This window comes from Streptomyces sp. WAC07094, from assembly GCF_036320405.1.
Taxonomy (GTDB): domain Bacteria; phylum Actinomycetota; class Actinomycetes; order Streptomycetales; family Streptomycetaceae; genus Streptomyces; species Streptomyces lannensis.
Map to the genome: position 1 here is coordinate 5,081,686 of NZ_JAVMJZ010000001.1, position 13,308 is coordinate 5,094,993.

Below are 13,308 nucleotides of genomic sequence, written 5' to 3' on the forward strand. Positions count from 1 at the left end.
ACGGAAACCCCAGGTGAACGAAGGGGGGTGGACCCCGGCATCGGGCCCACCCCGGAACTTCCGTACGGTCGGCTCTACTTGACGGCTCCGGCCATGACTCCCGACACGAACTGCCGCTGGAAGGCGAAGAAGACGGCCAGCGGGATCACCATCGAGATGAACGCGCCCGGCGCCAGGACGTCGATGTTGTTGCCGAACTGGCGTACCTGCGTCTGCAGTGCGACGGTGATCGGCTGCGTACCGGACTTCGTGAACACGAGCGCCACCAGCATGTCGTTCCACACCCACAGGAACTGGAAGATGCCGAGGCTCGCGATCGCGGGACCGCCGAGCGGCAGCACCACCCGTGCGAACAGCCGCAGTTCGCCCGCACCGTCGAGCCGGGCCGCCTCGAGCAGCTCCCGGGGGATCTCCGCGAAGAAGTTCCGCAGGAGGAACACCGCGAAGGGCAGGCCGAAGCCCGTGTGGAAGAGGACCACACCGAGGACCGTGCCGAACAGGCCGATCCTCCCGAAGAGTTCGGCGATCGGGATCAGTGCCACCTGCACGGGGACGACCAGCAGGCCGACCACGCCCAGGAACCACCAGTCACGGCCCGGGAACTCCATCCAGGCGAAGGCGTAGCCCGCGAGGGAGCCGATCGCCACGACCAGGAGGGTCGCGGGGACCGTGATCAGGACCGTGTTCAGCAGGGAGTTGGTGATGTCGCCGTTCTCCAGGAGCTTCCGGTAGCTCTCGAAGGTCAGCTGCGAGGGCTCGCTGAAGACCCTCCACCAGCCGGAGGCGCTCATGTCGGCCGGTGTGCGCAGCGAGGCGAGCAGCAGACCCACCGTAGGCACCAGCCAGAACAGCCCGACCACGATGAGGAAGACCCGCACCAGGCCTCCGCCCACGCGCTCCGCGAGGCGCGCGCCCAGGGACCGCTCGGGCCGTACGGCCGTGGCGGACGCCGCCTTCGGCAGACTTCCGGCCTGTGTCGTCATCGCCGCACCTCCCGCCTGAGCCTGCGGATGTTGAACAGCATCACCGGGATGACGAGCAGCAGCAGGAACACCGCGATCGCGCTCGCGATACCCGGCTGGTCCTCGGAGAAGCCCTTGCGGTACAGCTCCAGGGCGAGGACGTTCGCGTCGTCCTGGGACGAGCCCGGCGGGATGATGAAGACCAGATCGAAGATCTTCAGTACGTTGATCATCAGCGTCACCGTGACCACGGCGAGCACGGGCGCCAGCAGCGGCACCGTGACCCGGCGGAACACCTGCCACTCGTTCGCGCCGTCCACGCGCGCCGCCTCGAGCAGCTCCCGCGGCATCCCCGCGAGGCCCGCGGCGATCAGCACCATCGCGAAACCGGCCCACATCCACACATAGGAGCCGATGACGGCCGGGGTCACGAGCGCGGGGCCGAGCCAGTCCACGCCGTTGTACGGCTCCCTGAAGTTGCTCGCCGGCAGCCGCAGCCGAGCCCCGTCGGCGGCCGCCGGCAGGGTGAAGGTCCCGTCGGCGGCGGCCTTGGTGGAGGCGACGACCTTGCCGTCCTTCACGGCCTCGATCCGCATGCCCGCATAGCCCTGCTCGGCCGGGTCCACCGCGCCGAGCTTCCCGACACCCTTGCCGCGCGTGAAGTCCTGCCAGGCCGTGCCGGTGACCTTGCCCGGCTGCGGCTGCGCCCGGGCGGCCGGCTCGGCGCCCTTCGGCATCCGGTCGGGCGCGACGCCGACCAGCGGGAGCGCGACCGTCCGCCCCGTGTGCACCGTGCCGGCGGTGACGAAGCCGCCCTGATCGGGCCTGAGGGGCGACTGGCGGCCCGGGTGGGCCCTGGGGAACGCGGACGACTCGGCGAACGAGTCGTGGACGCCCACCCACACCGCGTTGGCGACGCCCTTGTCCGGGTCCTGGTCGTACACCAGCCGGAAGATGATCCCCGCCGCCAGCATCGAGATCGCCATCGGCATGAAGACGACCAGCTTGAACGCCGTTCCCCAGCGGACCCGTTCGGTGAGCACCGCGAAGATCAGGCCCAACGCGGTCGAGACGGTCGGCGCGAACACCACCCAGATGATGTTGTTCTTCAAGGCGGTGCGGATGCCGTCGTCCGTGAACAGGGCCCGGTAGTTGTCGACTCCGGCGAGGGAGTCGCCGGACTGGCTGAGGAAGCTGCGGATCAGCGAGTACCCGATCGGGTAGACCACGAGCGCGCCCAGCAGCACCAGGGCGGGCAGCAGGAACAGCGCTGCCGCGGTTCTGCGGGTGCCGGTCACGCTCTTGCGCCGACGGGGGCCGGAGGGCGTCGCCGGTGTGCCGGCGACGTCCTCCGCGGCTGCCGACGACATCGCCGGATCAGCTCCCGCTTCCGTATGCCGCCGCCGCGTCCTTCTCCAGCTTCGCCTGGGTGCCCGCGACGTCCTTCGGGTTCTTCAGGAAGTCCTGGAGGTCCTTCCACTCACCCTTGCCGGGCGTGCCGCCGAACGCCTGCGGTGCCTGATCGGACATGTCGAAACGGAAGTTGTCGCCGGCCGAGACGAGTGCCTCGGCCATCTTCCGCTGCACGTCGTTGGGATAGGCGGACAGCGCGACCGACTTGTTCGGCGAGAGGTAGCCGCCGAGCTTCGCCTGGATCGTCGCGGCGTCCGGCGAGGCCAGGAAGGTGACCAGTGCCTGGGCCGCCTCGGAGTCCTTGAGGACGACGGCCGCGTCGCCGCCGGAGACCACGGGTGCCTGGCCGCCCACTGCCGGGAAGGGGAACACCTTCGCGTCCGTGCCGATCTTCGCCTTGGTCTCCGCGATGTTGACCTGCGCGAAGTCGCCCTCGAAGACCATGCCGGCCTTCGGCTGGTCGCCCCCGGTGAAGGTCTGGGTGACGGATGCGGGGAACTCCGTCTGCAGCGCCCCGTTCGCGCCGCCCGCGACGAAGTCCTTCTTGCCCCAGATCTGGGCGAGCGTGGTCAGCGCTTGCTTCACGGACGGGTCGGTCCATTTGATCGTGTGCTGGGCGAGCTGGTCGTACTTGTCCGGTCCCGCCTGGGAGAGGTAGACGTTCTCGAACCAGTCGGTGAGGGTCCAGCCGTCGGCGCCGCCGACGGAGAACGGCGTGACCCCGGAGTCGTAGACGGCCTGGGCCGCCGTCATCAGCTCCTCCCAGCGCTTGGGCTCCTGTGCTCCCGCGTTCTCGAAGACCTTCGCGTTGTACCAGATCAAGGACTTGTTGGCGGCCTTGTAGTAGGCGGCGTACTGCTTGCCGCCGACCTTGCCGAGGTCCTGCCAGCCCTGGGAGTAGTTCTTGCCCAGCTCGGCCTGGGCCTCGGGGCCGAGCGGCTTCGCCCACTTCTTGTCGACGGCCTGCTTGATGGCGCCCGGCTGGGGGAGCAGTGCGACGTCCGGCGGCTGTCCGCCGGCGATCTTCGAACCGAGGAAGTTGATGATCGGGTCCTGGGCGGGCACGAAGGTGACCTTGGCGCCCGTGCGCTTCTCGAACTCCGCGAGGACCTGTTTGAAGTTCTTCTGCTCACCACCGGTCCAGACGGCGGCGACCTCCAGGCTCTGGCCTTTCAGCTCGGGGAGCTTGACGGTGGAACCGCTCTCCTTGCCGCCGGCGCTCGGTTTGTCGTCGCTGCTCTTGTCGTTGCCGCCGCCGCAGCCGGTGAGGGCCAGTGCCCCTGCGAGGAAGGCGGCCGCCGCGGTCAGCGCGGCTCTGCGGGTCGAGTGGACGGGCTGTTTGGGCGACTTGCGCATACGAAGAGTGCTGTGCATCACTGCCCCGTTCTTCGTTCCTCGTCGAACGTTCGAGTGCTGTCCCGTGCGCTCCGGTCTACGCGGGGTCCTTCGGGTCGGCAAGAGCGCCTGCACTGTCAACCCCGCGATCGTGACCGCGTCGTGACGTACCGTCAACGACGCGGCCCGGTGCGACTCGGTACAGGCCGGGCACGGGCCCCCGGCGTCACAGCAGCGAAGGCACCTCGTTCGCCGACACCGAACGTGCGGCCCGCTCCAGCGCGCTCGCCAGCAGGGCCAGGTCCGTCGGGCCGTTGCCCAGTTCGCGGACGGGACGGCGGGCAGGCGGGTCACCCATGCGCTGCCACTCCAGCGCGACGACCGTGGGCCGCAGCGTCGCCGTGCGGGGGATGCGGCCGGTGATCCGCCCACCCTGGAAGGGCGTCACCCTGCCGTCCGCCCGTGTCAGCCGCCCACGTCCGGGCGCCGGTTCGTCCGCGCCCGGGGAGACCTCCTCGAGCGCGATCCGCAGCGCGGCCGTCCGGGCCGGCTCCCACTGCGCCGTCCGCCCACCGGGGGCGGCGGCGGCGACAAGATGCACACCGAGCCGATCGCCCTCCCGGGCCACCGCCTCCAGGGCGCGCACCACCGATCCGGCCGCCGGGCGTCCCGGTGAGCCGAGCGCCGGTGACAGCAGCGCGTCCAGGTCGTCGACCAGCACCACCAGCCGTGCCGGCGGCGGCACCTGCTCCGTCCGCTGCCGGGTCGCCGCGGGGCGCAGCCTCAGCGTGGTGCTCGGCGGCGTGTCCAGGTCGCCGGAGTCCGAACTCCCCGTCCGCTGCGGTCCGATGCGGCCCGACACCCCTTGGCGCGTGTGCCATTCGGCGAAGCCGAGCCGCCCCAGCAGTTCGGCCCGCCGCTTCAGCTCGGCGGTCAGCGACTGGGCGAAGTCCCGCATGCGCACCGGGTCGTTGGCCGCAAGGTGGGTGGAGACGTGCGGCAGGTCCAGGCAGGCCTGCAGGCCGTCACCGCCGGCGTTGCCGTTGGTCCCGCAGTCACGGCCGTCGACCAGCACGATCCCGAGCCGGTCCGGCCGCTCGGCCGACGCGAGCGACGCGGCGATCGAGCGCAGCAGCTCCGTACGGCCGCTGCCGGGCGGCCCCTCCAGCAGCAGATGCGGCCCCTCCGCCGCCAGGTCCAGGCAGACCGGGCCGCGCGGCCCGGCGCCGAGCACCGCCCAGACACGTCCGCCCGGCGCCTGGATGTCGTCCATCGCATCCGCCCAACGCGCCATCAGCGACGCCGGGGTGGCCCTGGCCAGGCCCAACTCGTCCAGCAGCCGCGCCGCCTGGGGCAGCGGCGCCGAGACGCGCGTGTGCCGGTCACCGCCGCCGTCGGTACGCAGCGGGGCGAGAGCCCGCGCGAACCGCTCGGCCCACGCCGGGGACACCGCGTCGACCGCGGCGACCGTGCCGTGACCCACGGGGGCGCGGAGTCCGAGCGCGGCGCTCGCGCCCTCACCCGGCGCGACCCGCAGCAGTCGCAGTGCCGTCGCCACGTCGCCGCTCAGCAGGGCCACGGCCCCGCACTCGCGGAACGCCGGCGAGACCGCGCACGCCGCCTCGAAGGTCGCCGTCATCGGTGAGGCGGGCGAGGCGGGCGGCGCCTCGGCCAGGCAGACCACATGGATCCCGGCCCGCGCGCCCTGCTGCGCCAGCCGCGCCACGGCCTCGCGCACGGCGGCTCCGCCGGGGTCCCCGTCGACGATCACCACGGTGTACGGCCCGGGGAACGCGCCGCCCGCGGGGCCGTCCTCCTGCGCCCAGGAGGGGCGACGGGCGGCGCCGCGCGGTGAGGGGGCGTCCTGGGGATCGACCGGATCGGCGGGGTGCGCAGGAAGGCCCCGGGGCTCGCCGGCCGGACGGTCCGGGGCGGTTCCGTGCGGGGGACCCGTGAGCCCGTCCTGGTCGGTGAGGTGGTCCTCGAGGCGGCGCAGCAGCTCGTCCGTGCGCGCCGCCGCCTGTTCCCGGTCGTAGGCCAGCAGGAGCCTGCAGTCCTGCCCATGGGCCGGGCGCAGATGGGGCAGCCAGCCGAGCCAGGACCAGTCGGCGGTGCGCTCCTCCAGCGGACGGGAGCGGTCCGCGCTGATCAGGACCAGCTCCAGCGTGTCGGGGGAGTGCAGCGCGGCGAGCTGCGCGATCACCACACGGGCCAGCCCGGACAGCCGTTCCCGGGGCCCCGCGAGGCCGAGTGAGCCCACCTCCCGCAGCCCGGCGGTCACGGGGACGGCGGGCAGCAGTCCCGAACCGTCCGGGGCCGCCCGGTCGGCCGTGCCCAGCCGCACGGTGAGCGTCTCCGGGTGACCTGGTCCGCGCTCCCACAACCGCGGCCCCGGGCCGAGGACGGCCAGCAGCAGCGACGCGGGGTCGGGCCACTTCTCCGGGGCGGCGGCCGCCAGGAACGCGGGCGCCGGCGCACCCACGTCCGTGTCGTACGCCCCTGCTCCCGTGCCGTTCTGGTCTCCGCGGCCGCCGGTCAGCCTGCGCGCCCACGCGGTGAAGCCGCGCCTGCGCTCCCCCGCGGGCACGTCCGTGCCGCGCGGTGGGGTGCCCTTGCGTGTGCTCTCGCCGGCCAGGTCCCGGCTCTCGAGCGAGGGGGCTCCGCCCTGCCCCGGAACGACCGGAGCCGTCGGGGCGCCGTCCGCGTTCCGCGGGTGCCGGGGCTGGAGCGGGTCCGCGAGCGCGGGGGAGGGCGGCTCCACGGCCCCGTGCTCCTGTGCGCCCGAGCCGGCCGCGTCCGCGGCGCCCCAGGCCGTGACCCCGAACCCGTGATGCGTGTCGCCCGCGAGGCCGCCGGCGGGACCGGTGCGCCGGGCGCGGGCGGGATCGCCGCCCGTTCCGGAGAGGTCGGCGGTGCCGGAACCAGCCGCCGTGGCGTTCCCCTGGTGTGCGGGGGGCACGGACGCCGGCCGCGCGGCCGGCGCCGGGCTCTCGGCGTCCGTCTCGCCGAGGACGCGTACCCGGCCCTCTCCGTCCGGTGCCGTCCCCACGGGGCGCACCCGGCCCGGCAGGGTCAGCCGCAGGGCCGATTCGCCGATACGGAGCAGGGCGCCCGGGGCGAAGCGCACCGGGCGGTCGGCCACCGGGCTGCCGTCGAGCACGGTGCCGTTCGTGGAGTTCAGGTCGGCGACCGAGACGCTGCCGTCGTCGGTGACCGTGATCGCGCAGTGCAGCCGGGAGACGTCCGGATCGTCCAGCGGGACGTCCGCTTCGGCGGAGCGGCCGATGCGGATGGCACCGCCGTGCAGCAGATGGACGCCGCCCGCGTCCGGGCCCGCCACCACGTGCAGCTGGGGCGCGTCCGCGTCGGGCTCGGGGCCCGGCTCCGCGGGGGCGCCGAGGGTCAGTACCGCGCCGTCCAGCAGCGGAGGTTCACCCAGGGTGCAGCGCTGCGCGTCCAGCCGCTCCGCGCCCGCGTACAGCACCGAGGGACCCTCGCCCGAGCCGGCCGCCGCGGCCAGGCCCGACGCGACCGCGGCCAGCGCCGTCCCGGCGGGCGCGGTGACCAGCACATCACAGCTCGCGGCGCGTGCCCGGGACTCCGGGGGCGGTCCCAGCGGGTCTACGACGGTCAGCCGGATCTGCATCGCCGTCAGCGGTCCCTTCTGCACGGGCGCCCGAGGCCGGAAAAGGGGGCCGTGTCGCGGTCCCGACCGCGACCTTCCCCCCACCGTGCACGAGCACATCGGCCAGTACGGGATGCATCCTCGCACCTGCCACCGACAGCGCGCCCGCCGCCCGCCGTCAAGTGATCTTGATTGGTCGGCTCTGCCCGCAAAAGTGCCTGACCAGTGCACGGCCCCTGTCCGCTTGAGATCGGTCACGTCCGGTCCTGGCAACCATGTGCGCCGCAGCGAGCGTCTTCCCGTCGACGACCGAATATCGAACATCCGCGTGCCTCGCGTACGTATGTCCGATGGAGCGGGCGGGAAAGGACGCGGGGATCCGTGGAGTCCGGGTACGGGAACCGGGGAACGGCGGAGTGTCCGCAGACGTCCATGGCTGTGAAAGGCGGCGGACGCACAGCCGTCGACATCCCGGTGCCAGGATCTGCGGCACTACAGTGGGTCGGACCACCCTTAGAACGGGTGGACGGTCCGGACAAGCAAGCAGCAGGGAGCGCATGACGTGCGGCCGGTAGGCAGCAAGTACCTGCTCGAGGAGCCGCTCGGACGCGGCGCCACGGGCACCGTCTGGCGAGCCCGCCAGCGGGAGACCGCGGGTGCCGAGGCGGCCGTCGCGGGGCAGCCCGGCGAGACCGTGGCGATCAAGGTCCTCAAGGAGGAGCTGGCGAGCGACCCCGACGTCGTGATGCGGTTCCTGCGGGAGCGGTCCGTCCTGCTGCGGCTGACCCACCCGAACATCGTGCGCGTGCGGGACCTGGTGGTCGAGGGCGATCTGCTGGCCCTGGTCATGGACCTCGTCGACGGCCCCGACCTGCACCGCTACCTCCGTGACAGCGGGCCCTTCAGCCCCGTCGCCGCCTCCCTGCTCACCGCGCAGATCGCCGACGCGCTGGCCGCGAGTCACGCGGACGGCGTAGTGCACCGCGACCTCAAGCCGGCGAACGTCCTGCTGCGGCAGGACAGCGGCCGGATGCACCCGATGCTGACCGACTTCGGGATCGCCCGGCTGGCGGACTCCCCGGGCCTCACCCGCACACACGAGTTCGTGGGCACGCCCGCATACGTCGCACCCGAGTCGGCCGAGGGCCGCCCGCAGACCTCCGCCGTCGACATCTACGGCGCCGGCATCCTGATGTACGAGCTGGTCACCGGGCGTCCTCCGTTCGGTGGAGGATCGGCCCTGGAGGTGCTCCACCAGCACCTGAGCGCCGAACCGCGCCGCCCCTCGACGGTGCCCGACCCGCTGTGGACGGTCATCGAGCGCTGCCTGCGCAAGAACCCGGACGAGCGGCCCAGCGCCGAGAACCTGGCGCGGGCACTGCGGGTCGTCGCCGAAGGGGTCGGCGTGCACGCGAACTCCGCGCAGATCGCCGCGGCGGAGGGGGTGGGCGCGCTACTCGTCCCGGACCCCGATCCGGCGAGCGTCCCGGGCTCCGCCGACCCCACCCAGGTGCTGCCGCACAACGCCGCCGGATACGACCCGAACGCGGCGACCAGCGTCCTGCCGAACACCCCGGGCGCCGGGGACCCCACCACCGTGCTGCCGAGCACCGGCGCGGCGGACCCCACCGCCGTGATGCCGCCGGTGCCGCAGCACCAGCCGGGCGGTCAACCCCAGCAGGAGGAGCAGCCGCACCCCTGGCAGACGCAGTTGCGCGCGGCGCGCGACCGCAACGAGCAGACGCAGGTCCAGGCGTACCTCGACCCCGACCAGGACCCGCTGCGCCGCCGGCCGCAGCGGCAGGTCGCCCGGCCTCAGCAGGGGCAGCGGCAGTCCGGGCCCGGGTACGGGCATCCGCAGCAGCAGGGCTACCCGCAGCAGCCCCAGCAGTACGCGCCCCAGCAGCAGCAGCCGCAGCGGTACGCGCCGGCGCCGCAGCAGCCCCGGCAGCCCGCCCCGCGCCCGGCGCGTGAGCCGCGCGAACCGCGGCAGCGCAGCGCCAACCCGATGAAGATCCCGGGACTCGGCTGCCTGAAGGGGTGTCTGTTCACGATCGTCATCCTGTTCGTGGCCGGGTGGCTGGTCTGGGAGTTCAGCCCGCTCCAGGAGTGGATCGGTACGTCGAAGTCGTACTGGGGGCAGCTGACCGACTGGTTCTCCGCCGTGACGGGCTGGATCGGGAAACTGGGCGACGGCACGTCCTGAACGAGGGCCCGGAGAGCCCAAGAACCCTCCGGGCTTGGGGATTTGTCGACACCTGACGGGTGATTTCCGCCTTGGCGGTGAAGGTTGCGGCCCCGGACGCGTAGTTTTGTCGACCGGGTCCGGCGATTCGCGGCGTCCGCCGCGGCATCACCGACCCGGAACGGCGCAGCGTCGGCAACACGCGTCCCAGTAGGAGCAGTCTTGGCACGGAAGATCGGCAGCCGGTACACCGCGAACCAGATCCTGGGGCGGGGGAGCGCCGGCACGGTGTGGCTGGGCGAGGGGCCGGAAGGGCCCGTCGCCATCAAGCTGCTCCGGGAGGACCTCGCGTCCGACCAGGAGCTCGTGGGCCGCTTCGTCCAGGAGCGCACGGCGCTGCTGGGGCTCGACCACCCGAACGTCGTCGCCGTGCGGGACCTGGTGGTCGACGGCAACGACCTGGCGCTGGTCATGGACCTGGTCCGGGGCACCGATCTGCGGACCCGCCTGGACCGCGAGCGCCGCCTGGCGCCCGAGGCCGCGGTGGCGATCGTCGCGGACGTGGCGGACGGGCTGGCGGCGGCGCATGCGGCCGGCGTCGTGCACCGGGACGTGAAGCCGGAGAACGTGCTGCTGGACATGCAGGGGCCGCTCGGCCCGGGCGGCGCCCACCCCGCGCTGCTGACCGACTTCGGTGTCGCCAAGCTGATCGACTCACCCCGCCGCACCCGGGCCACGAAGATCATCGGCACTCCGGACTACCTCGCGCCGGAACTGGTGGAGGGGCTGCCGCCCACGGCCGCGGTGGACATCTACGCGCTGGCGACGGTCCTGTACGAGCTCCTGGCCGGCTTCACGCCCTTCGGCGGCGGGCACCCGGGCGCGGTGCTGCGCCGCCATGTCACCGAGACCGTCGTGCCCCTGCCGGGCATCACGGACGAGCTGTGGCAGCTGATCGTGCAGTGCCTCGCGAAGGCCCCCGCCTCGCGGCTGCGGGCGTCGGAGCTCGCGGCGAGGCTGCGGGAGCAGGTGCCGATGCTGACCGGGATGCCGCCGCTGGACGTGGACGAACCCGATGCGGAGCCGGCCGAGGAGCCGTCGTACGACGCGGTGGTGCCGGGCGAGCGGGCCACGGCCCGGGAGCGCCGCGGGTCCGTCCCGCTGGTGCCGGGCGCGAAGCCGGACTCCAACCGGGACACCCACACCTCGATGCGGGTGCCGGCGCCGGACGAGCTGGCCGGCGGCGCCCGGGGCACGGCCCGCGCGCCCCGTGCCGCGGGCGCCCCGCGCCCGGGATCGGCCCGCCATCGCGCGCAGACCCGCAGGCGCCGGCTCGTCCTGGGCGCGGTGACGGCGGCCCTGCTGGCGGTGGTCGGGGTGGGGGCGTGGCTCGCGACGTCCGACGCCGACGACGGTCAGCCCCCGGCGACCCGGAACTCGGCTCCGGCGTCCCCCTGACGGCGGGCGCCCGCCGTGACCGCCGGCGTCCCGCCCCGCTGCCTCCGGCCGGTGCGGGGGCGGCGCGGGCCCCGCACCGGCCCCGGCGCCCGGCCTTTCCGTAACCGGCGGTCACCCGGCGTTCACCGCCTGGCGGAGCCGTTACGCTGGATGCGTGGCAGTCGTCGATGTATCCGAAGAGCTCAAGTCCCTCTCCTCGACCATGGAGTCGATCGAGGCCGTTCTGGACCTCGACAGGCTGAGGGCAGACATCGCCGTGCTCGAGGAGCAGGCAGCCGCGCCGTCCCTGTGGGACGACCCGGACGAGGCGCAGAAGATCACCAGCAAGCTCTCCCACCTCCAGTCCGAGGTGAGGAAGGCCGAGGCCCTGCGCGGCCGGATCGACGACCTCGGGGTGCTCTTCGAGCTCGCCGAGGCCGAGGACGACCCGGACACCCGCGTCGAGGCCGAGTCCGAGCTCACCGCGGTGCGGAAGGCACTGGACGAGATGGAGGTCCGGACGCTTCTCAGCGGTGAGTACGACGCCCGTGAGGCGCTCGTGAACATCCGCGCCGAGGCCGGTGGCGTCGACGCCGCCGACTTCGCCGAGAAGCTCCAGCGGATGTACCTGCGCTGGGCCGAGCAGCACGGCTACAAGACCGAGGTCTACGACACGTCGTACGCGGAAGAGGCCGGGATCAAGTCCACGACCTTCGCCGTCCAGGCGCCGTACGCCTACGGCACCCTCTCCGTCGAGCAGGGCACGCACCGGCTGGTCCGCATCTCCCCCTACGACAACCAGGGGCGGCGTCAGACCTCCTTCGCGGGCGTGGAGATCCTTCCCGTCGTCGAGCAGTCCGACCACGTCGAGATCGACGACTCCGACCTCCGCGTCGATGTGTTCCGGTCCTCCGGTCCGGGTGGCCAGGGCGTCAACACGACCGACTCCGCCGTGCGGATCACGCACCTCCCCACCGGCATCGTCGTCACCTGCCAGAACGAGCGCTCCCAGATCCAGAACAGGGCCAGCGCGATGAACGTCCTGCAGGCCAAGCTCCTCGAGCGGCGCCGGCAGGAGGAGCAGGCCAAGATGGACGCCCTCAAGGGTGACGGCGGCAACTCCTGGGGCAACCAGATGCGTTCGTACGTCCTGCACCCGTACCAGATGGTCAAGGACCTGCGGACCGAGCACGAAGTCGGCAACCCCGAGGCCGTGTTCAACGGCGAGATCGACGGGTTCATCGAGGCCGGGATTCGCTGGCGCAAGCAGCAGGAGAAGTAGGCCCGGTGGCGCCACGGCGACGGCGCCACCGGAAAGTGACGTTTTGTTGACTGGGCAACTGCCCCTTGCGTAGGGGTAGTTGCCATTTCCGTCGCAGGATGTCCGGGTTTTACATCACACTCACAATGCTGCACCCCCCGCAAACGATCACTAACCGGACATCGCGCACGCAACGTTCTTGACGTTGCTGTGAAAACTAGGAAGTCTGAAGCGTGGCATGCGTGATTCCGGGGCGCATGTGAACCGGGGGGCTCCAGTGGTACAGCCGTCCCCGACGCCGTGGCCCCGTGCGCTGCTCCAACGACGATCAGCTACTGGGGGTAGTAGGTAGATGACCAAGAAGACGCGGATCCATGTGGCGCGGATAGCCGCCAGTGCGGTGATTGCGGCCGGCGCGTCACTGACCGCCGCGGGAGCCGCTTCGGCGCTCGACGTCCGCCTCAACGCGAGCGTCGACGAGGACGGCGCCCACGTCGGTGCCGGCATCAGCGCCGACGCGCCGACCGCCGATCCCACCGCCACCGGCATCCCGACGGACCCGGAGACGCCCACCGACCCGGAGACGCCCACCGACCCGGAGACGCCCACCGACCCGGGGACGCCCACCGATCCGGCGCCGCCGACCAGCGACGACCCGACTCAGCCCACCGACAACCCGACCGAGCCGACGGACGAGCCGACCGAAGGTAACGGGGGCGGCGGCAACGGTGACGGCAACGACACCAACCCCGACGGGGGAAATAAGCCGGTCGAGCAGGGCAAGGGCTCCTCGAACCTGAGCGACACCGGTGCCGGGAACATCGACACCACGGTTCAGGGCAACGGCGAGCAGCTCGCCGACACCGGTGCCGGCGAGACCACGATCCTGCTGGTCGGTGCCGCCACGATGATCGCCGGAGGCATCGGTTTCCGTGTGCTGCCGCGCCTCGTGAGCGGGCGTGGCGGGACCGTCGCCTGATCGACGGGCGCACAAGCCCGTCCGCGGGTGTGAGAAGCGCGTACGAAGGGCCCGGGGCGTTCTGCCGCCCCGGGCCCTTCCCGTACGTTCCTGAGTGCGCTCCGCGGCGCC

8 protein-coding genes are annotated in these 13,308 nt (G+C 72.7%); 4 read left to right on the forward strand and 4 right to left on the reverse strand.

Going from position 1 to position 13,308, the window contains the following annotated elements:
* Nucleotides 1-74: 74 nt before the first annotated feature.
* From RCR19_RS22480 to RCR19_RS22495, 4 genes are all read right to left on the reverse strand, one after another.
* Nucleotides 75-983 carry a carbohydrate ABC transporter permease gene (locus tag RCR19_RS22480; protein ID WP_331266758.1) on the reverse strand — a complete coding sequence of 303 codons (909 nt, stop codon included), beginning with the start codon at nt 981-983 and terminating at the stop codon, nt 75-77.
* Nucleotides 980-2,260 (reverse strand): sugar ABC transporter permease, encoded by a 1,281-nt coding sequence (locus tag RCR19_RS22485; protein WP_331269523.1) that lies wholly within the window; start codon nt 2,258-2,260, stop codon nt 980-982. The genes RCR19_RS22480 and RCR19_RS22485 overlap by 4 nt, the downstream gene beginning before the upstream one ends.
* A gap of 79 nt (nt 2,261-2,339) precedes the next feature.
* Nucleotides 2,340-3,749, reverse strand: a complete 1,410-nt coding sequence (locus RCR19_RS22490; protein ID WP_331266759.1) for an ABC transporter substrate-binding protein — start codon at nt 3,747-3,749, stop codon at nt 2,340-2,342.
* 187 nt (nt 3,750-3,936) lie between these two features.
* On the reverse strand, nt 3,937-7,356 hold the full coding sequence (locus RCR19_RS22495) for an FHA domain-containing protein (RefSeq protein ID WP_331269524.1): 3,420 nt from the start codon (nt 7,354-7,356) through the stop codon (nt 3,937-3,939).
* 541 nt (nt 7,357-7,897) lie between these two features.
* Here RCR19_RS22495 and RCR19_RS22500 point away from each other — a divergent pair.
* The 4 genes from RCR19_RS22500 (at nt 7,898) to RCR19_RS22515 (ending at nt 13,197) form a co-directional block, all read left to right on the forward strand.
* Nucleotides 7,898-9,541, forward strand: coding sequence for a protein kinase (locus RCR19_RS22500; protein WP_331266760.1), 1,644 nt, complete (start codon nt 7,898-7,900; stop codon nt 9,539-9,541).
* A gap of 201 nt (nt 9,542-9,742) precedes the next feature.
* A complete protein-coding gene (locus tag RCR19_RS22505; protein WP_331266761.1) occupies nt 9,743-10,978 on the forward strand; it encodes a serine/threonine-protein kinase in 1,236 nt (411 codons plus the stop codon).
* Nucleotides 10,979-11,132: 154 nt separating this feature from the next.
* Nucleotides 11,133-12,239: a peptide chain release factor 2 gene (gene prfB / locus RCR19_RS22510; RefSeq protein ID WP_059127793.1), complete on the forward strand. Its 1,107-nt coding sequence runs from the start codon at nt 11,133-11,135 to the stop codon at nt 12,237-12,239.
* Between the two features lie 331 nt (nt 12,240-12,570).
* Nucleotides 12,571-13,197 (forward strand): hypothetical protein, encoded by a 627-nt coding sequence (locus tag RCR19_RS22515; protein WP_331266762.1) that lies wholly within the window; start codon nt 12,571-12,573, stop codon nt 13,195-13,197.
* Nucleotides 13,198-13,308: the final 111 nt, after the last annotated feature.

Excerpts from the sequence above, each read along its gene's own strand:
- RCR19_RS22515 (WP_331266762.1), top strand. The coding sequence starts at position 12,571 with ATGACCAAGAAGACGCGGATCCATGTGGCGCGGATAGCCGCCAGTGCG.
- RCR19_RS22495 (WP_331269524.1), bottom strand. The coding sequence starts at position 7,356 with ATGCAGATCCGGCTGACCGTCGTAGACCCGCTGGGACCGCCCCCGGAG.
- RCR19_RS22480 (WP_331266758.1), bottom strand. The coding sequence starts at position 983 with ATGACGACACAGGCCGGAAGTCTGCCGAAGGCGGCGTCCGCCACGGCC.
- RCR19_RS22490 (WP_331266759.1), bottom strand. The coding sequence starts at position 3,749 with ATGCACAGCACTCTTCGTATGCGCAAGTCGCCCAAACAGCCCGTCCAC.